This window comes from Variovorax beijingensis (genome assembly GCF_003951285.1).
GTDB classification, from domain to species: Bacteria; Pseudomonadota; Gammaproteobacteria; order Burkholderiales; family Burkholderiaceae_C; genus Variovorax; species Variovorax beijingensis.
Window position 1 is genome coordinate 244,431 of sequence record NZ_RXFQ01000009.1, and the last position, 18,357, is coordinate 262,787.

Genomic DNA, 18,357 nt, shown 5'->3' on the forward strand with positions numbered 1-18,357 from the left:
CCTGTCCCTTGCCCTCGTCCAAAGCATCCTCCCCTCTGCTTCGTCCGGCGACGATGGCCGACGTCGCCGCCCGCGTGGGCGTCTCGAAGATGACGGTGTCGCGCGCGCTGAACCGCCGCACGGGCAGCGACCGCGCGACCTCGGAGGCGCTGCGCCAGCGCATCCTCCAGGCATGCGAGGAGATGGGCTACGTGATCGACCAGACCGCGCGCACCTTCTCCAGCAAGCGCTCGGGCTTCGTCGCGGTGCTGATTCCGTCGCTGAACAACTCCAACTTTTCCGAGACGGCGCAAGGCATCGCCGCCGCCCTGGAGGCGCGCGGACTGCAGCTGCTGCTGGGCTACACCGACTACCGGGTGGAAACCGAGGAGCGCCTGCTGCGCGCCATGCTCGCGCGCCGGCCCGAAGGCGTGATCCTGACCGGCGGTTCGCATACTCCGGCCGCTCGCGCGATGCTGCAGGCAGCCGGCGTGCCGGTGATCGAGACCTGGGACCTGCCTGCCACGCCCATCGAGCACACGGTCGGCTTCTCGAACGCGGAAGCCGCGGCCGCGATGGTGCGGCACCTGCACGGCAAGGGCTACAGGCGCATTGCCTTCATCGGCGGCACCTCCAACCGCGACACGCGCGGCGCCGACCGCCAGCGCGGCTACGTGGAGGCGATCCGCGAACTGGGCCTGCCCGACGGCCGCGTGATCAGCTTCGGCCAGCCGCCCATTTCGATGGAACAGGGCGGCGAGGCCGTCTCGCAACTGATCCGCCAGTGGCCCGACGTGGACGCGGTGCTCTGCGTGTCCGACCTCTCCGCCTTCGGTGCGCTGATGGAATGCCGGCGCCGCGGCTGGGACGTGCCGGGCCGCCTCGCGATCGCGGGCTTCGGCGACTTCGAGGTGGCGCGCGCCTGCCACCCGCGCATCACCACCGTGGCCATCGATTGCGTGGCCATCGGCAAGGCGGCGGGCGAACTGCTGCTGCGCGTGATCGACGGCGCACGCGAGGGGCATCGGCCGCCGGCCGAGACGGTGCTGATCCCGTTTCGCATCGAGCAGCGCGAGAGTTCGTAGGCCCCTTCTTCGGGAAGCCCGCGCAGGCCGAAAAGATCGGCCCATGGCCGCGCGGGACACCTCGTCGATACCCCTGCCCATGTGCGGCACGAGCCCGTCGGCCGTCTCCGGCGGCATCCCCGCACAGCCGCGCACGAAGCCGTTGCAGGGCGCGCCGGCAGTGTCCGGCAGGCAGAACGGGCCCAGCGGACGCAGCCCAGTCCCTGCACCCGCGCCGCCCGAGACCGTGACGACTCCGCCCAGGTGCCGCCGCAGCGCCTCCTGCAACGCCTCGCGCCGCCGGGCAAGTGGAGCCCGGCGCTGGTCTCGCAGCTGCTCTACGGCGGCGTGTTCGGCATCGCGCCGGCCTCATGGGCCATGACCACCATCAACCGCGCGCTGCCCGCCGCGACGACTTCGCTCGGGCTGCCGGGCTTGCCAGTGATCGGCATCGTCTGCTCCGCCTTGTGGCTGGGGGAGCGCATCGGCATGGCGCTGGTGGGGCGCTCGCGCTCATCCTCGTCGGCATCACGCTCGGGATGGTGCGCAGCGCAGACTGAACGCACGGCGCGCTCAGGGTACGTACACCATATGCACCTCGAACGCGAAGCCGCCTTCGGCTTCCGACACGTGAAGATGCAGCACCAGATCGCTGCGCCCCTCGGAGACCGTCCAGAGATCGACCAGCGCGTCCCATCGCGTGCCGAGCCAGATGCAGACCGACGAATCCCACGTGTCGTCGGGCAGGTCGACCAGCGTCTCGCCGTAGTCGCGGATGTAGTCCTCGATCTGCCGGGCATCCTGCGCCGGTATGGGCCGCACTCCCGCGATGGGAGTGCCGATGCGATAGTCGCCAAGCACGAAGGCGTGGACGATCTCCCGAATGGTCGAGCGCCAGGCCGAAGGTATGGGTTGCTGGGCGTTCCCATCCTTGAGCACCGGCACGTCGGCATGTCCGTCAGCAAAAGTCATCGGTTCAGTCTCCGGAAAAAATCGCGGTCATTCTGCGCGGCCGAGATGACGAGCGAAGAACAGGCCAGCCGCCCACTTCATCTCTTGCGGGCCACGATGCAGGGACGGTTTTCCCTGCCCTTCGTCGCGTGGTCCTCGACGGCAAGAATCTCGAAGCCCGCGGCCTCCATGTGCCGCTGCAGCTGCGCTTCGCGGAAGGCGCTTGCATAAGGCGCCGCGCCAGTCGCACGCATCGCGGGCAGCAGGAGCCGTATCAGCGGGTTCATGTCACCGACGCAAGGCGTCTTCGAGATGAACAGGCCTTGCGCCGCAAGCAGGCCGTGAATGCTGCGCAGCGTGCCGGGCAGGTCGCGCACGAGGTGGAGATAGTTGAACCCCAGGACGACGTCGAACCGCGCGGCTTCCTGCGCGAGCGCTTCCGCCGTCGCGATGCGGAAGGCAAGCGCGGGCACGGGGCTGGCCGTGAGCTTCTCGTTGGCGATCGCGATCATGCCGGCGGAAATGTCCGTCGCGAGGTAGCTCCCCGCATCGGCCGCGAGCCGCAACGCTGTCGTGCCCGTTCCGCATCCCAGCTCGAGCACCCTCGAGTCCGGCCGCAGCAGCCCGCAGGTGCGTTCCAGCGTGCGCTCGTAGCCGGCCGGATCCCCGACCGCGCTCTTCGCGTACCGGCGTGAAGTCCGGTCCCAGAACCTGGCGTCGCTCGCTGTGTCCATGATGGAAAGATCATCGCACTCGCCCGCGGGCGGCATAATCGCGCCCCTTTTGTCCTGGGGGGTTTCGATGGAACTGGAGATCGCGCAATCCACGCCAACCGCCGCCGGCATCGCGAAGTTCGTGCAGGCGCACTACGACCTGGGCGAGGTGCTCGAGAGCGAGTTCCTGCGGCGCAGCTTCAACCAGGTCTACAGGCTCGGCTTTGCCGACGGTCGCCGGGTGGTGGCGCGGCTCTCGGCCGAACGGCCCCGAGGCGATCCCAACGTGCTGTTCGAGGCGGCCGCGCTGGAGCATCTGGCCCGCGCCGGGTGCCGCGTATCGCGCTGCCTGCCGGCCGCGAACGGCGAGGTCGCGGTGCGGCTTCCCCTGCCGGAGGGGTCTCGGCCGCTGATGCTGTTCGAACACCTCGACGGCGAGTTCGCCGGCGACGCGGCCGATGACATCCGGGTTTTCGCACAAGGCCTGGCCACACTGCACGCCGCGGGCAAAAGCTACGAGGGGCCGGACAGTGTCTATCGCCTCGACCTCGACTACCTGCTCCTGCAACCGCTGCAAGGCCTGCTGCGCGCCCCGACCATGACTGCGGAGCTGCGCCCGCAGTTCGAGCAACTGGGCGAGCGCCTGCACGCGGCCATCTCCGCCCTGGGCACTCTGAGCCAGGTGCCGTGCCATGGCGATGCCCACGGCAGCAACAACTTCATCGTGGCCGATGCGCAGGGCCGGCGCGAAGCCGTGTTCTTCGACTTCGACGAAGCGGGTCCCGGCTACCTTGCCTACGAACTGGCTGTCTATCCGTGGATCCTCTACCCGCGCGCGCCCGACGAGGTGCTGAGCGACAAGCCCAAGGCACAGTGGCAACACTTCATCTCGGCCTATCGCGAGGCGCGTCCCGTCGCCGACAACGACCTGGCCGCCATCGCGCGCTTCATGGCGGTCAGACAGTTCTGGCTGCTGGGCGAGTACGCCGGGCGCATCCAGGTCTGGGGCTCCCAGGCCATGCCGACCAGCTACCTCCGCAAGCAGGTGGCGATGCTCCGCGCCTGGGAGACGCTGGAGCTGCCCCTGTAACGTCCACCCATCAGACGTTGTGGAAGCTGCCGGACTACAGGCCTCTCGACCCCGCAGCCGATACGCCGGCCGGCGACGGATCGCCGAGGACACGGAAGGTCATTGCCGCTGGCCCCTTGAGCCATGAGCTGCCGGCACCCCTGCAAGTGCCGCCCCATCCATCAGGCCGCGACGCTCTCCGCCCCCGCGTCCGCGAAATCGATCAGCACCTTCATCGCCTTCTGCCTGTCGCTCGCCAGCTCGAAGGCCTGGCGCGCCTGAAGCATCGGGAAGGTGTGCGACACCACCGGGGAAAGATCGACCCGCCCTTCGTTGATGAGCCGCACCGCCAGCGCGAATTCCGCATGGAAGCGGAACGAGCCGCAGATGCTGAGCTCCTTGGCCACCACCATGTTCTGCGGAATGCTCACGTCGCCGCCCAGGCCCAGCTGCACCACCACGCCGCGCGGGCGCATCACCTCGAGCCCGTCGCGCAGGGCGCGTTCGTTGCCCGAGCATTCGAGCATCACGTCGAAGGTGCCCTTGTCGGCCGAATAGCGCGACACCCAGCCCTTGTCCTGCGCAACGTTGATGGCGTGGTCGGCGCCCATGGCGCGCGCGATGGCGAGCGGCTCGTCGACCACGTCGGTGGCGGTGATCTCGGCCGCGCCGTGCGCGCGCGCGGCCGCAATGGCCAGCACGCCGATGGGTCCGCAGCCCGACACCAGCACGCGCTTGCCCAGCAGCGGGCCTGCGCGCGACACGCCATGCAGCCCGACCGAGAACGGCTCGGCCAGCGCCGCCAGCCGCAGCGGCACGTGGTCAGCCACCTTCACGCACTGGGTGGCCTCGCACAGCAGCATGTTGCGGAATGCGCCCTGCACATGCGGCATGCGCATGGCGCTGCCGTAGAAGCGCATGTCCAGGCACTGGTTGGGCAGGCCTTCGAGACAGAACTTGCAGGCGCCGCACGGGCGGCTCGGGTTGATGGCCACCTTGTCGCCGATGCGCACGCTGTCGACACCGGGCGCCGTGGCCACCACGGTGCCGGCCACCTCGTGGCCCAGCACCATCGGCTCCTTGATGCGCACGGTGCCGAAGCCGCCGTTGTGGAAGTAATGCAGGTCGGAGCCGCAGATGCCGCCCATGCCGACCTTCACCAGCACCTGGCCCGGGCCGATGTCTCCGGCGTCCTGTTCCTCCAGGCGCAGGTCGTCGGGGGCATGGATCACGAGGCACATACAGCGCATACGCATGGGGTTCTCCTTCAGGCCGTCAGGCGACCGGGGTGACGAGGGGCCGGCCGCCGAAGTGGGCCTGCAGGTTGCGGCGGACCAGCTCGCCCATGGCGCGGCGGGTCTGCTCGGTGCCGCTGCCATGGTGCGGATGCAGCACCACATTGTCGAGCGCCGCAAAGCGCGGGTCGATGCACGGCTCGTTCTGGAACACGTCGAGTGCCGCGCCCGCGATGCGGCGCTGCTCGAGCGCCTGCAGCAGCGCGCCCTCGTCCACCGTGGTGCCGCGCGACACGTTCACGAGCCAGCCCTTCGGGCCCAGCGCCTGCAGCACCTTCGCATCGACGATGCCGCGCGTGGCCTCGCCGCCGGGCAGGATGACGATCAGCACGTCGCACCATTCGGCCATGGCCGCGAGGCTGCCGAAGTGGCGATGCGGGCTGTCCTCGCGCGCCGTGCGGCTGAAGTAGCCCAGCTCCATCTCGAAGCCCGAGAGCCGCCGCGCGATGGTGCTGCCGATGCGCCCGAAACCGGCGATGCCCACGCGCTGGCCGAAGAAGCGGGTGGCCAGCGGCATCGGGCCCCTGGCCCACTCGCCGCTGCGCACGAAGCGGTCGCCGGCCGGAATGGACCGCTGCAGCGCGAGCGTGAGGCCCACGGCAAGGTCGGCCACGTCGCCATTGAGCACGTCGGGCGTGTTGGTGACGCGGATGCCGCGCGCACGGCAGGCCGCAAGGTCGATGCCGTCGGTGCCCACGCCATAGCAGGCGATCAGCTCCAGGGCCGGCAGCGATGCGATGAGCTCGGCGCTGGCACCGAGCTCGCCGCGCGTGGCCACTGCGCGGATGTCCGCGGCGTGCTCGGCGATGAAGGCCTGCCGATCCGGCGCCTCCCACCAGCGAAGCAGCGTATAGCTCGCCTGCATCGGCTCCATGTCCCATTCCGGATAGGGGCCGGGCATCAGCACGTGCGGGGGTCGGGGGGCAGCGGTCAAGCGGATCTCCTGCGGATGGCGCGGCTGCGCAAAATAGATACCGGTAACTTTAACTGTGATCCTGCGCTGCTGGAGGGAAGCCCCACGAAGGTTTTCGCCATTGACGGCACAATAAGATACCGGTAACGTATTTGCATTGCCACCGCGCCTGCGCATCCCGCCATCCCTCCTGGAGCTCCGCTTGAAACTGTTCGACCTGACCGGGCGCACCGCCCTCATCACCGGCTCCAGCAAGGGCATCGGCTTCGCGCTGGCCGCGGCGCTGGGCTCGGCCGGCGCGCGCATCGTGCTCAATGCGCGCGATGCCGTTGCACTTGAAGCCGCGCGCGACGCCCTGCGCGCCCGGGGCATTGCGGCCGAAGCCATGGCCTTCGACGTGACCGACGCCGCGGCGGTGGAGGCCGGCGTGGCGCGCATCGAAGCCGACATCGGCCCCGTCGACATCCTGGTCAACAACGCCGGCATGCAGCATCGCGGCGCGTTCGCGGAGTTTCCGATCGACGCCTGGCACAAGATCACCACCACCAACATCGACAGCGTGTTCTTCGTCGGCCGCTTCGTGGCGCAGCGCATGATCGAGCGCAAGCGCGGCAAGATCATCAACGTCTGCTCGGTGCAAAGCGAGCTGGGCCGCCCGGGCATTGCACCCTATGCCGCCACCAAGGGCGCGGTGAAGATGCTCACCAAGGGCATGGCAATCGACCTCGGCAAGCACGGCATCCAGGTCAACGGCCTGGGCCCGGGCTATTTCAAGACCGAACTGACGCAATCGCTGGTGGCCGATGAAGCCTTCACGGCCTGGCTCTCCGGCCGCACGCCCGCGGGGCGCTGGGGCGACGTGGAAGAACTCGGCGGTGCGGCGATCTTCCTGGCGTCGGACGCATCGAGTTTCGTCAACGGCCACATCCTGTACGTGGACGGCGGCATCACCGCCAGCCTCTGATCCATGGCCATGCAGCCAGGCCAGCGCGTGGCAGTGATCGGCGTCGGCATCATGGGCTCGGCCATTGCGCGACGCCTGCTCGAATGCGGCCACGCGGTGTGCGTGTTCGACCTCGACGCCGCCAAGGTCGCCGCGCTGGCGCAGCAAGGCGCGCACCCCGCCGGCACCGCGGCCGCGGCCGCGGCGGCGAGCGACTTCGTCATCACCAGCCTCAACTCGGCTGCGGTGCTCGAGCGCGCGCTCTTCGGCGAAGCCGGCGTGGCGGCCGCTGCGCCCGCCGATCCGCAACGGCTGCTGATCGACATGTCTTCCATCGACCCGGCCTCCACGCGCCGGCTCGCACAGTCGCTGCGCGAGCGCACGGGCATGGGTTTCGTCGACGCGCCGCTGTCGGGCGGCGCCCCCAAGGCCCTGCTCGGGCAACTGACGGTCATGGCGGGCGGCAGCGAGGACGACGTGGCGCGCGCACGCGCCGTGATGGACAGCCTGTGCGCCAACTACACCCGCATGGGCGAAAGCGGCGCGGGCCAGACCACCAAGCTGGTCAACCAGCTGCTTTGCGCCATCGGCTTCCAGGCCGTGGCCGAGGCTGTGCGGCTGGCGGAGGCCGGCGGCGTCGATGCGTCGAAGCTGCACACCGCGCTGGCCGGCGGCCGGGCCGACAGCCAGATCCTGCGCGAGTTCGGCCCCAAGATGGCCGCGCGCGACTTCACGCCCACCGGCCGCATCGACAACATGCTCAAGGACCTCGAGGCCGTGCAGGCCTTTGCACAGGGCGAACGCCTGCCGCTGCCGCTGGCGGGCGCGGTCTCCGAGCTGCATCGCGCCTTCGTCGCGGCCGGGCTCGGGGCAGAAGACACGGCCGCCATGATGCGGCAGTTCAACGGCTACGCGCGCGACTGAAGCGCGTGTTGGCTGATATTGGCCACCCACAGAAAGAAGTCACCATGTTCATCCGTTGCGCGTTTTTCCGGGGCCGGGTCAAGGCCGGCATGGAAGAGGCTTTCGACCGGCACGTGCACGAAAAGCTGGTGCCGCTGTGGACCCGCTTTCCTGGCGTGCTCGAAGTGCGCGTACTGCGCCAGATCGAAAGTGACGTGAGCGATCCCGAACTGGCCATGGTGCTGTCGACCCGCTATGCGAGCCGCGAAGACATCGCGCATGCGCTCGATTCGCCGGTGCGCTACGAAAGCCGCGAGGCCTCCAAGCACCTGTTCGAGATGTTCGACGGCACGGTCTTTCACACGGTCTTCAGCGCCGAGGAATTTCCGCTCGCCAACCGTTGATGCGGCAGTAGCCGGCGCGCGAAGCCGCCTCAGAGCAATTCGAACGCAATGTCCTGCGCGCCCTGCCACAGCACCTTGTTGCCGAGCGCGCGCAACTGCTCCTTGCCTTCGACAATCGTCAGGAAGTGATTGCCCGCGAGCGGCCCCATCTTGCTGGCGAAGCTGCAGCTGCCGTAGGCCAGGATGATCTCGGTTTCGCTGTAGCCGCCGGGGTAGAACAGGATGTCGCCGACGGAAGGATGGCTTGTGTGGTTCTCGAACCCGACGCCCAGTTCGAAGTCGCCAAGCGGAATCCAGCAGCCTTCGCCGCTCCAGCGCACATGGATGATCTTCTGCCGGTAGGGCAGCAGCCTGGTGAACGCAGCGACGGTCTTCGGTGCTTCCGGATTCGTTTCCGCGACGAAGCGCATGCCCGCCGCCTCAATGCCGATTCTTGCCATGAGTGATTGAAATTAGGGTTGATCAGTGCAGCAGCTGGCTCAGGAAAAGCCGGGTGCGTTCGTGTTTGGGGTTTGCGAAGAATTCCTGCGGCGCGGCCTGCTCGACGATGGCGCCCTGGTCCATGAAGATCACGCGATTGGCAACCTGGCGCGCGAAGTTCATCTCGTGCGTCACCGACAGCATGGTCATGCCGTCATCGGCGAGCGAGACCATGGTATCCAGCACTTCCTTGACCATCTCGGGGTCGAGCGCCGAGGTCGGTTCGTCGAACAGCATGACCTTGGGACCCATGCACAGCGCGCGCGCTATGGCCACGCGCTGCTGCTGGCCGCCCGAGAGCTGCGACGGATACTTGTTGGCCTGCTCCGGAATGCGCACGCGCTCCAGGTACGACATGGCCACTTCCTTCGCCTCCTTGGGCGTGTACTTCTTGCTCCACACCGGCGCCAGCGTGCAGTTCTCGAGGATGGTGAGATGCGGAAACAGGTTGAAGTGCTGGAACACCATGCCGACGTCGCGCCGCACCGCGTCGATGCGCCGCATGTCGGCGGTGAGCTCGGCACGGTTCACCACGATCTGCCCCTGCTGATGCTCCTCGAGCCGGTTGATGCAGCGCAGCAGCGTCGATTTTCCCGAGCCCGAGGGCCCGCAGATCACGATGCGTTCGCCGCGCTGCACTTCGAGATCGATGTCGCGCAGCACCTGGAAGTCGCCGTACCACTTCTGCACGCCGACCATGCGGATGACGAGTTCAGGCCGGCTGTCGGTGGTCGACGCAGGCGTGTTCGGTTGCAAGGCGCTCATGGGGACTCCTCAGGCGGTGGCGGTTTGAATCTTCAGGCCGAGCTCGTCGACCAGGCGCTTCGCGGCGGCGATGCCCTCGGCGCCCATCGGCAGGCGCGGCGGGCGCGGTGCGCCGACCGGCAGGCCCATGGCCGCGAGCAGTGCCTTGGTGCCCGCCACATAGGACTGGCCGGCAACGAAGTCGATCATTGGAAAGTGCTTGAACGCCAGTGCGCGCGCTTCGGCCAGCTGGCCGGCCATGACGAGGTCGTACAGCCGTGCCATTTCGCCCGGTGCGCCATTGGAAGGCACGGCGGCCCAGCCCACGGCGCCTTCGACATACGACTCGAAGCCCATGATGCCGCCGAACACCGCCATGCGGCCTTCGGACAGCCGCATGATGTCGCGCACGCGGGTCACCTCGAGCGTCGATTCCTTGATGTAGCGGCAGTTGTCGATCTGCGAGAGCCGCGCCACCAGCGGCGGCTTCAGGTCGACGTTGGCGACGGCCGGGTTGTTGTAGACCATGATCGGAATGCCGATGGCGTCCGAAATGGTCCTGTAGTGCAGGAACAGCTCGTCGTCGGTGGGTGTGCAATAGAAAGGCGGCAGCACCATCACGCCGTCGGCGCCTTGTGCCTCGGCGCGGCGGCTCAGGCGAACGGCGGCGCGCGTGTCTTCGGCGGTGGTGCCGATGAGCACCGGCACGCGGCCCGCGGCGCGGTCGATCACGGTCCGGGCGACGAGCGCGATCTCGTCGTCGGACATCGACATGAATTCGCCCGTCGAGCCGAGCGGGATCAGGCCATGGATGCCGGATTCGATCTGCCAGTCCACATAGCGTTCGAGGGTGGGTACGTCGACGTTGCCTTCGGCGTCGAAGGGCGTGACCATGATGGTGTAGGTGCCGCGGAAATCAGCCATGGAATGGATCGCTCAGGGGGACGGGAAAGAAGAATGGCCGGCACCCAGCAAGCCTGAGGCCAGCAGCGCCGCGCGAATGCGCGCCGTGTCGTCGGCCGGCACGGGCAGGAGCGGTGGGCGCGGGTCCGGATGGGGCAGCCGGCCGAGAAGATGCAGCGCCGTCTTCATGCGGTTGTGGGCGTCGAGGTAAGGCGCGCGGTAGAAGGCCCGGCACAGCGGCACCAGCCGCTCGTTGACCGCGCGTGCGGCCGCCAGGTCGCCGCGCGCGACGGCTTCGTGCAGCGCCACCAGCAGCCCGGCGGCCACGCTGCCCAGGCCCGAAAGAATGCCGTCCGCGCCATAGGCCAGCGAAGCGAACAGCCAGCTGTTGCTGCTGCTCAAGAGCGTGACCGGGCGCGGCAGCGCGCGCAGGGCCCGCAGGTTGTCCTCGTAGAGCTCGGGAATGTCGCTGCCCTCCTTCACCGCCACGATGGCCGGCACATCCGCGCAAAGCTGCGCCAGCGTGTCCGTCGAGTAAGCGAGGCCCGAGGCGCGCGACAGCTGGAACAGCACGATCGGCAGGCTGCTCGCAGCGGCCACCTCGCTCACGAAGCGGCGGGCCATGTCGGGGCGCGCCCCCGCGCCCTGGGCGAATACCGCGGGCGGAAACAGCAGCAAGGCCGAGGCCCCGGCCTGCGCCGCGTCCCGCGCCAATGCGCAGGCCTGACGGGTGTCGTCGGCCACCACGCCGGCCACGACGGGCACTTCGCCGGCTGCAGCCACCGCAACCCGCACCACCTGGGTGCGCTCGGCGCGATCGAGCGATGTCGCCTCGCCCGCGTGTCCGTTGACCACCACCGCGCGCACGCCGGGCGTGCCGGCGAGGTCGCGCACATGGGCGGCCAGCGCGTCGTCGTCGACGCGGCCGTCCGGCGTGAAGGGGGTCAGGGTGGCGGGCCAGATGCCGCCGACTCCGGAAATGTGCATGGCCATCCTGGTTGTCTAGTCGCGAAAGCCGGCAGTATGCAATAAAATTGGAATCGATTGCAATCATTCCCGGCCATACTGGTCAGATTGCGATTTCTTCTTGACCACCCGCCTCCTGCAGAACTACGATAAAAAAATGCAATCGTTTACAAAACAATGCTTTGACGAGGCCATGCCATGGCGGTGACGCTGCGCGACGTGGCCCGTGCCGCCGACGTTTCCATTGCCACGGCCTCGCGTGCGCTGGCCGGCTCCAGCCTGACCAACCACGCCACGCAGCGGCACGTCATCCAGGTTGCCGCCGCCCTCGGCTACCGCACCAACACCTTCGCCCGGGCGCTGAAGACCAAGCGCTCGCGGCTCATCGGCCTCACCGTGCACAACCTGGAGAACGCCTCGTTCCAGGTGCTCGCATCGGTGGTGCAGACGCGCATGCAAGCGCTCGGCTACCAGGTCATCCTGAGCATCAGCGCCGACGACCCCGAGCAGGAACGCGACATCTTCAAGACCCTCGTCGACCACAGCGTCGACGGCCTGATCGCCGTGCCCAACGGCGCCAACGGCGCCCAGCTGCTGGCCATGGAGCACGCCGACATCCCCGTGATCTGCGCGGTGCGCCGCGTCGAGGGCGCGACGCTCGAATCGGTGCTCGCGGGCGACCTCGACGGCGCCTACGCCGGCACCAGGCACCTGCTGGACCTCGGACACCGGCGCATCGGCCTGATCGTGGGCATGAGCGACACCACCTCCGGCAAGGAGCGCCTCGCGGGCTACAAGCGGGCCATGCAGGAAGCAGGCCTGCCCATCGATCCGGCGCTGATCCAGGCCGGCCGCTATGCGCCCGAGACCGGCGTGGTGGCCGCCAACGCGCTGCTGTCGATGTCCACGCCGCCCTCGGCCCTTTTCGTGGCCAACCACGAGTCCTCGCTCGGCGTGCTGCGCGTGGTGTCGGAGCGCGGGCTGCTGATTCCCGACGACCTGTCGCTGCTGTTCTACGAAGACTCGCCGTGGTTCGAGTGGCAGCGGCCCGCCATCAGCGTGGTGGACAGCGGCGCGGTCGAAATGGCCAACCTCGCGGTCGACCGGCTGGTACAGCGCCTGGGCGGCGTGGCCAACAGCGGCCGCGAATACCGGGTCGGCTCGCGGCTGATCCAGCGCGCCTCCTGCCGCGCCATCGCGCCGAACTGAAACAGCCTCTCCTCGACATGCCCTATCTCGAAATCCTGGCGCCGAGCGCCCCCGAAACCCGCAAGCGCGCCGCCAGCCGCGCGCTGACCGACGGCGTCGTCACGTCATTCGGCGTCGAGCCCTCGACCGTCACGCTGTACTTCATGCCGGTTGCGCCGCACGACTACGCCCACGAGGGCCAGTTGGGCCACGACGGCGCCGGCGAGGGCACGCGCGTGTTCGTCAAGGTGCACGCCTACCGCCGCACGCCGGCCCAGCGCCGCGCGCTGGCGGCCGCCATCACGCCCGCGCTGGCGGCCTGCTTTGCCACCAGCGGCGGGAACGTCGCCGTCTATTTCCTCGACCGCGAACGCGACGAAGTCGCGCACGACGGCCATCTGGCCAGCGACGAAGCCGAGCAACCCGATCACACCGCCTGAAGACCATGACCCATTTCCTCACCGAAGACCAGATCTCGCTGCGCGACACCGCGCGCCGTTTCGCCGAGGGCGAAGTGCTGCCGCGCGCAGCGGCCATCGACCGAGAAGACAAGTTCGACCGCGTGCTGTACCGCGGCATGGCCGAGCTCGGCCTGTTCGGCGTGAGCCTGCCCGAGGCGGCCGGCGGCTCGGGCTTCGACACCGTCAGCACCTGCCTCGTGATGGAAGAGCTGGCGCGCTGCTCGGGCGCCATCGGCAACGCGTTCGCGATTCCCGTCGAGGCGGCGCTGTTCCTGCACCACCACGGCAACGAGAGCCAGAAGGCGCTGATCCCCGGCATCCTCGACGGCTCGATCGTCATGGCCACCGCCATGTCGGAGCCCGACTTCGGCTCCGACGTGGCCAGCATCACCACCACCGCGCGCGCCGTGGACGACGGCTGGGTGCTCAACGGCACCAAGGCCTGGGTCACGCTCGGCGGCGTGGCCGATCGCATCATGGTGTTCGCGCGCACCGGCAAGGAAGCCGGCCACAAGTCGATCAGCTGCTTCATGGTCGATGCGCACCAGGCCGGCGTGAGCCGCGGCAAGAACGAGGAACTGCTCGGCATGCACGGCCTGGAAGACTGCCAGATCGTGCTGCAGGACGTGCATGTGCCCAAGACGGCTCTGATCGGCGCCGAAAACCAGGCCTTCAAGACGGCCATGGGCAACTTCAACTTCAGCCGCCTGCTGATGTCGTCCATGGCGCTGGGCATGGCGCAGGCCGCGATGGAAGACGCCGTGGCCTACGCCACCACGCGCAAGCAGTTCGGCGAACCGATCATGAACTTCCAGGCCATTCAGTTCATGGTGGCCGACATGGCCACCGACATCGCCGCGGCGCGCCTGCTGATCCATCACGGCGCGCGCCTGCAGGACGCCGGCCACTCCATCGCCAAGGAAGGCGCGCAGGCCAAGCTCTTCACCACCGACATGGCAATGCGCCACGTGTCGAACGCGCTGCAGATCCACGGCGGCAACGGCTACTCGCGCGACTACCGCATCGAGCGCATCTTCCGCGACGTGCGCCTGGCGCAGATCTACGAAGGCACCAACCAGATCCAGCGCCTGATCATCTCGCGCCAGGTCGTGAAAGAACTGGCCTGAGGACGCGGCCATGATCGACTGCATCACCCCCGACGACGCCGCCGCGCTGCTGCGCGATGGCGACATGGTGCTGGCCGGCGGCAACGGCGGCTCGGGCGTGCCCGAAGCCGTGTTCGAAGCCATCGAACGGCGCTTCACGGCCGGCGACGGTCCGCACGACCTCACGCTGTTCCACGTCACCGGCGTGGGCGCACTCACCGAAAAGGGCCTGTGCCACTTCGCGCACCCGGGCCTGGTTCGCCGCGTGATCGGCGGCAACTTCGGCATGCAGCTGCCGTTCATGAAGATGATCCTCGCGCAGGACGTGGAGGCCTACAACTTCCCGCAGGGCGTCATGACGCACCTGTGCCGCGCCATGGCGGGCCGCCAGCCCGGCGTGCTCACGCACGTGGGCCTCGAAACCTACATGGACCCGCGCCAGGACGGCGGCCGCATGAACGCGCGCACCACCGAGGCGCTGGTCGAGCTGGTGCACGTGGCCGACCGCGACTGGCTGTTCTACCGTGCGCCCGGCGTGCCGAACGTGGCGCTGATCCGCGGCACCTCGGCCGACGAAGACGGCTACGTGAGCATGGAACATGAAGCCACCGCGCGCGAAGACCTCTCGATGGCACAGGCCGTGCACAACGCGGGCGGCATCGTCATCTGCCAGGTCAAGCGCATCGTGAAACGCGGCACGCTGCATCCGCACATGGTCAAGATCCCGGGCTTCCTGATCGATCACTTCGTGGTCGAGCCCGGGCAGATGCAGACCTATACCACGCGCTACGACCCGGCGCGCTGCGGCGAGATCGTGGTGCCCGCCTCGAGCATCGCGCCCGACCCGCTCGACGTGCGCCGCGTGGTGGCAAGGCGCGCAACCTTCGAGCTGCGACCGCGCGACGTGGTGAACCTCGGCGTGGGCATCTCCGCGATGATTCCCAACGTGGCCTCGGAAGAAGGCATCGCCGACCTGATCACGCTCACGGTCGAGTCGGGCGTGGTCGGCGGCGTGCCCGGCCACGCACGCGAATTCGGCACCTCGGTCAACCCGCGCGCGATCCTCGACCAGTCGTACCAGTTCGACTTCTACGACGGCGGCGGCCTGAGCTGCGCGTTCCTCTCGTTCGCGCAGGTCGATCCGCAAGGCAACGTCAACGTCACGCGCTTCGGCAAGCGCTACGACGGTGCGGGCGGCTTCATCAACATCACCCAGAACACGCAGCGCCTGGTGTTCAACGGTTCGCTCACCGGTGGCGACTTCGACATCGGCGTGGCCGACGGCGAACTCAAGATCCGCCGCGACGGTGCATTCAAGAAGTTCGTGCCGGCGGTCGACCAGATCAGCTTCTCGGGACGGCTCGCGCGCGAGCGCGGCCAGCAAGTGAGCTTCGTGACCGACCGCGCCGTGTTCGAGCTCGAAGCCGACGGGCTCGTGCTCACCGAGATCGCGCCCGGCGTGCGCCTGAAGGAAGACGTGCTCGAGAAGATCGGCTTCGAGGTGCGCGTCAGCGAGCAGTTGCGCACCATGGATGCACGCATCTTCCGCAGCGGCCCCATGGGCGTGCACGACGAGTTCGTCGCGAAGGCACCGCGCCACGCGGGCAATGCAGCACAGGGGGAACGGTCATGAGCGCAAGCACGCAGGACGTCTACTTCGAAGACGTGGCGATCGGCACCGAACTGCGCAGCGAAAGCCACGTCGTGAGTGCCGAAGACATCGGCCGCTTCTGCGATCTCACGCACGACCACCACCCGCTGCACACCGATGCTGGCTATGCGCAGTCGCGCGGCTTTCCGGGCGTCATTGCGCACGGGCTGTTCGGCCTCTCGCTGATGGAAGGGCTGAAGACCGCCTTGAAGATCTACGAGAACAGCTCCATCGCTTCGCTCGGCTGGGATCAGGTCCGATTCTTGCGGCCCGTGGTTGCAGGCGATGCGGTGCACGTGGTGTTCCGCTTCACCGACAAGCGTCTCTCGGCGCGTGGCGGCCGCGGCGTGGTGACCGAGAGCCTGCAGCTCGTCAACCAGCGCGCGGAGCCCGTGATCGAGGCCGTGCACATGGCGCTGGTCGCATGCCGGCAAGTGGTCGATGTGGCCGATGCGACGACCTGACTTCGATTGCCCCGAGTTCTTCTCCTTTCATTCCTTTCCTGTCTTCAACGAAAGCATCTCATGCACATGATCAAACTGTCCCTGGGTTTCATCGTCGGCCTCGTGCTGAGCGGCTCGGTCCTTGCCCAGACCTGTACGCCCAAGGTCTCCGCCGAACACCTGACCGCGCCCGGCAAGCTCCAGATGTCCACCAACCCGACGCTGCCGCCGCAGCAGTTCGTCGACAGCAAGGGCGAGCTCCAGGGGCTCAACATCGAGCTCGGCCGCGCCATTGCAAAGAACCTGTGCCTCGAACCCGTCTTCGTGCGCATGGACATGCCGCCGATGGTGCCCGCGCTGCAGGCCGGCCGCTTCGACGTGATCAACACCGGCCTGTTCTGGACCGAAGAGCGCTCCAAGCTGATGTTCCAGGTGCCGTACGGCCAGCAATCGATGAGCATCTACACCGTGCCGAACAGCAAGCTCGCGGTGAGCAAGTTCGAAGACCTCTCGGGCCACGTCGTCGGCATCGAGACCGGCACGTACGCCGAGCGCAAGTCGCGCGAATCGAATGCGGCCATGGTCGCCAAGGGCATGGCGCCGATCGACTTCCGCACCTTTGCAACGGCCTCCGAAACCACGGCCGCACTGCGCGCCGGACAGCTCGAAGCGGGCATCAACATCGACGAGACGGCCATTGCCTTCGAGGAGCGCGGCATCGTCAAGATCCGCGCGAGCGGCCTCTACGGCACCGACATCACGCTGTCGTTCCGCGACCGCGCGGTCGCCGAAGCCGTTGCGCAGGCCCTGACCGACCTGAAGGCCGACGGCACCTACGACAAGCTGTTCGACAAGTTCCGCATGACGCGCCTGAAGGACACCACCAAGTTCGCGATCCGCGGCCCCGGCCCGGCACCGAAGTAAGAAAGTCGAGCAAAGGGCCCGGCCGTGTTCAATTTCGATGCCTTCCTGTCCTACTTCGTCAACCCGTTCCTCCTGGGGGGCGTGGGAATCACGATCGGACTGACCATTGCGACCATCGCGATCGGTCTTGCCCTGGCGCTGCCGCTGGCACTGGGCAGCATGTCTTCGCATCGATTCCTGTCGGCGCCGGCGCGCTTCTACATCTGGGTGTTCCGCGGTACGCCGCTGCTGGTGCAGATCGTCATCATCTACACCGGCCTGCCGCAGCTGGGCCTGCGCTTCGACGTGCTGACCTCCGCGGTGCTGGCACTGAGCCTGAACGAAGCGGCGTACCTTTCGGAGACGATCCGCGGCGGCTTCTCCGCCATCGCCAAGGGGCAGGTCGAAGCGGCCAAGGCGCTGAGCCTGTCGCGCTTTGCCACCCTGCGGCTGGTGACGCTGCCGCAAGTGCTGCGCGTGATCATTCCGCCGCTGGGCAATTCGGTGAACGGCCTGCTCAAGGCCACGTCGCTGGCCTCGGTGATCTCGATGGAAGAGCTGATGCGCCGCGCGCAGGTGCTCATGCAGGAGAAATTCGAAGTGCTCGAACTCTATTGCGTCGCGGCCTGCTTCTACCTGGTGCTGACCACGCTCTGGGACCGTGTGCAGGTGCGCCTCGAACGCCACTACGGCAGGGGCTACGCGGCGGCGCGCGGCGCGGCCTGACCCAGGGCGGTGCGCAACGCTTTTCCAGTTCGAACCAGGCTCACCCGAACCATGTCCAACCCAACCATTGACTTTGACCTTGTCGTGCGCAACTCGCGCGTCGTCACCGCTTCGGACACCTTCGACTGCGACATCGGCATCAGCGGCGGGCGCATCGTCCAGCTCGGGATGAAATTGGGTGCCGGCGCGCGCGAGATCGATGCGGCCGGCCGCACCGTCACGCCCGGCGGCGTCGACGCCCACTGCCACCTCGACCAGCCGATGCCGCCGCCGACGCGCAACGCCGACGACTTCGACACCGGCACGCGAAGCGCGGCCTGCGGCGGCACCACCACCGTGATCCCGTTCGCCGCGCAGCAAAAAGGCCAGTCGCTGCGCGCCGCGGTCGAGGATTACCGTGCCCGCGCGGCCGGCAAGGCGCATGTCGACTACGCCTTCCACCTGATCGTGAGCGACCCGACGCCCACGGTGCTGCGCGAGGAGCTGCCGGCGCTCATCCGCGAGGGCTTCACCTCGTTCAAGATCTACATGACCTACGACGACATGAAGCTG

Annotated in this window: 22 protein-coding genes; 13 read left to right on the plus strand and 9 right to left on the minus strand. The window is 68.0% G+C overall.

The window, feature by feature from the left end; translation table 11 throughout:
- The first annotated feature begins 53 nt into the window (after window positions 1–53).
- Window positions 54–1,064 carry a LacI family DNA-binding transcriptional regulator gene (locus EJO66_RS18040; RefSeq protein ID WP_124957523.1) on the plus strand — a complete coding sequence of 337 codons (1,011 nt, stop codon included), beginning with the start codon at window positions 54–56 and terminating at the stop codon, window positions 1,062–1,064.
- Between the two features lie 317 nt (window positions 1,065–1,381).
- Here the strand turns inward: EJO66_RS18040 and EJO66_RS18045 are convergent, their stop codons facing one another.
- The 3 genes from EJO66_RS18045 to EJO66_RS18055 all read right to left on the minus strand — a co-directional run bounded on the left by EJO66_RS18045 (window position 1,382) and on the right by EJO66_RS18055 (window position 2,728).
- Window positions 1,382–1,609, minus strand: coding sequence for a hypothetical protein (locus tag EJO66_RS18045; RefSeq protein ID WP_124957522.1), 228 nt, complete (start codon window positions 1,607–1,609; stop codon window positions 1,382–1,384).
- Between the two features lie 7 nt (window positions 1,610–1,616).
- Window positions 1,617–2,015, minus strand: a complete 399-nt coding sequence (locus EJO66_RS18050; protein ID WP_124957521.1) for a DUF7668 domain-containing protein — start codon at window positions 2,013–2,015, stop codon at window positions 1,617–1,619.
- Between the two features lie 77 nt (window positions 2,016–2,092).
- A complete protein-coding gene (locus tag EJO66_RS18055; protein WP_125965725.1) occupies window positions 2,093–2,728 on the minus strand; it encodes a class I SAM-dependent methyltransferase in 636 nt (211 codons plus the stop codon).
- Window positions 2,729–2,795: 67 nt separating this feature from the next.
- Here EJO66_RS18055 and EJO66_RS18060 point away from each other — a divergent pair, with 67 nt between their 5' ends.
- Window positions 2,796–3,797, plus strand: a complete 1,002-nt coding sequence (locus tag EJO66_RS18060) for a phosphotransferase enzyme family protein (protein ID WP_125965726.1) — start codon at window positions 2,796–2,798, stop codon at window positions 3,795–3,797.
- A gap of 161 nt (window positions 3,798–3,958) precedes the next feature.
- Here the strand turns inward: EJO66_RS18060 and EJO66_RS18065 are convergent, their stop codons facing one another.
- Together EJO66_RS18065 and EJO66_RS18070 are read right to left on the minus strand one after the other, a co-directional pair.
- Complete coding sequence (locus EJO66_RS18065) at window positions 3,959–5,032, minus strand: L-idonate 5-dehydrogenase (RefSeq protein WP_125965727.1); 1,074 nt, start codon at window positions 5,030–5,032, stop codon at window positions 3,959–3,961.
- 19 nt (window positions 5,033–5,051) lie between these two features.
- Window positions 5,052–5,972, minus strand: coding sequence for a 2-hydroxyacid dehydrogenase (locus tag EJO66_RS18070; RefSeq protein WP_124957934.1), 921 nt, complete (start codon window positions 5,970–5,972; stop codon window positions 5,052–5,054).
- A gap of 214 nt (window positions 5,973–6,186) precedes the next feature.
- On the opposite strand from EJO66_RS18070, the gene EJO66_RS18075 reads away from it, so the two are divergent.
- From EJO66_RS18075 to EJO66_RS18085, 3 genes are read left to right on the plus strand one after another with little or no spacing between them, the layout of a single operon-like run.
- The gene (locus EJO66_RS18075; RefSeq protein WP_124957517.1) at window positions 6,187–6,948 is read left to right on the plus strand and encodes an SDR family oxidoreductase; all 762 of its coding nucleotides are present in this window, start codon (window positions 6,187–6,189) and stop codon (window positions 6,946–6,948) included.
- Window positions 6,949–6,951: 3 nt separating this feature from the next.
- Complete coding sequence (locus tag EJO66_RS18080) at window positions 6,952–7,851, plus strand: NAD(P)-dependent oxidoreductase (RefSeq protein ID WP_240648601.1); 900 nt, start codon at window positions 6,952–6,954, stop codon at window positions 7,849–7,851.
- A gap of 44 nt (window positions 7,852–7,895) precedes the next feature.
- Window positions 7,896–8,234 carry an antibiotic biosynthesis monooxygenase gene (locus EJO66_RS18085; protein ID WP_124957516.1) on the plus strand — a complete coding sequence of 113 codons (339 nt, stop codon included), beginning with the start codon at window positions 7,896–7,898 and terminating at the stop codon, window positions 8,232–8,234.
- A gap of 29 nt (window positions 8,235–8,263) precedes the next feature.
- Here the strand turns inward: EJO66_RS18085 and EJO66_RS18090 are convergent, their stop codons facing one another.
- Genes EJO66_RS18090 through EJO66_RS18105 form a run of 4 tightly spaced genes read right to left on the minus strand, consistent with a single transcriptional unit; the run spans window position 8,264 to window position 11,348 of the window.
- Window positions 8,264–8,674 carry a DUF3830 family protein gene (locus EJO66_RS18090; RefSeq protein WP_041946080.1) on the minus strand — a complete coding sequence of 137 codons (411 nt, stop codon included), beginning with the start codon at window positions 8,672–8,674 and terminating at the stop codon, window positions 8,264–8,266.
- 22 nt (window positions 8,675–8,696) lie between these two features.
- On the minus strand, window positions 8,697–9,479 hold the full coding sequence (locus EJO66_RS18095; RefSeq protein ID WP_125965728.1) for an amino acid ABC transporter ATP-binding protein: 783 nt from the start codon (window positions 9,477–9,479) through the stop codon (window positions 8,697–8,699).
- 9 nt (window positions 9,480–9,488) lie between these two features.
- On the minus strand, window positions 9,489–10,382 hold the full coding sequence (locus tag EJO66_RS18100; RefSeq protein WP_124957513.1) for a dihydrodipicolinate synthase family protein: 894 nt from the start codon (window positions 10,380–10,382) through the stop codon (window positions 9,489–9,491).
- Window positions 10,383–10,394: 12 nt separating this feature from the next.
- Window positions 10,395–11,348, minus strand: coding sequence for a dihydrodipicolinate synthase family protein (locus tag EJO66_RS18105; RefSeq protein WP_164547848.1), 954 nt, complete (start codon window positions 11,346–11,348; stop codon window positions 10,395–10,397).
- A gap of 177 nt (window positions 11,349–11,525) precedes the next feature.
- On the opposite strand from EJO66_RS18105, the gene EJO66_RS18110 reads away from it, so the two are divergent.
- From EJO66_RS18110 to EJO66_RS18145, 8 genes are all read left to right on the plus strand, one after another.
- The gene (locus EJO66_RS18110) at window positions 11,526–12,536 is read left to right on the plus strand and encodes a LacI family DNA-binding transcriptional regulator (protein ID WP_124957511.1); all 1,011 of its coding nucleotides are present in this window, start codon (window positions 11,526–11,528) and stop codon (window positions 12,534–12,536) included.
- Window positions 12,537–12,553: 17 nt separating this feature from the next.
- On the plus strand, window positions 12,554–12,955 hold the full coding sequence (locus EJO66_RS18115; RefSeq protein WP_124957510.1) for a tautomerase family protein: 402 nt from the start codon (window positions 12,554–12,556) through the stop codon (window positions 12,953–12,955).
- A 5-nt stretch (window positions 12,956–12,960) separates the two neighbouring features.
- Complete coding sequence (locus tag EJO66_RS18120; RefSeq protein ID WP_124957509.1) at window positions 12,961–14,103, plus strand: acyl-CoA dehydrogenase family protein; 1,143 nt, start codon at window positions 12,961–12,963, stop codon at window positions 14,101–14,103.
- A 10-nt stretch (window positions 14,104–14,113) separates the two neighbouring features.
- On the plus strand, window positions 14,114–15,715 hold the full coding sequence (locus EJO66_RS18125; RefSeq protein WP_125965730.1) for an acyl CoA:acetate/3-ketoacid CoA transferase: 1,602 nt from the start codon (window positions 14,114–14,116) through the stop codon (window positions 15,713–15,715).
- On the plus strand, window positions 15,712–16,197 hold the full coding sequence (locus EJO66_RS18130; RefSeq protein ID WP_125965731.1) for a MaoC family dehydratase: 486 nt from the start codon (window positions 15,712–15,714) through the stop codon (window positions 16,195–16,197). The genes EJO66_RS18125 and EJO66_RS18130 overlap by 4 nt, the downstream gene beginning before the upstream one ends.
- A gap of 66 nt (window positions 16,198–16,263) precedes the next feature.
- Window positions 16,264–17,100 (plus strand): ABC transporter substrate-binding protein, encoded by an 837-nt coding sequence (locus EJO66_RS18135; RefSeq protein WP_206168859.1) that lies wholly within the window; start codon window positions 16,264–16,266, stop codon window positions 17,098–17,100.
- 24 nt (window positions 17,101–17,124) lie between these two features.
- On the plus strand, window positions 17,125–17,805 hold the full coding sequence (locus tag EJO66_RS18140) for an amino acid ABC transporter permease (RefSeq protein ID WP_125965732.1): 681 nt from the start codon (window positions 17,125–17,127) through the stop codon (window positions 17,803–17,805).
- A gap of 51 nt (window positions 17,806–17,856) precedes the next feature.
- Window positions 17,857–18,357: amidohydrolase family protein (locus EJO66_RS18145; protein ID WP_164547849.1), on the plus strand; the 501-nt coding region annotated here is incomplete at its 3' end.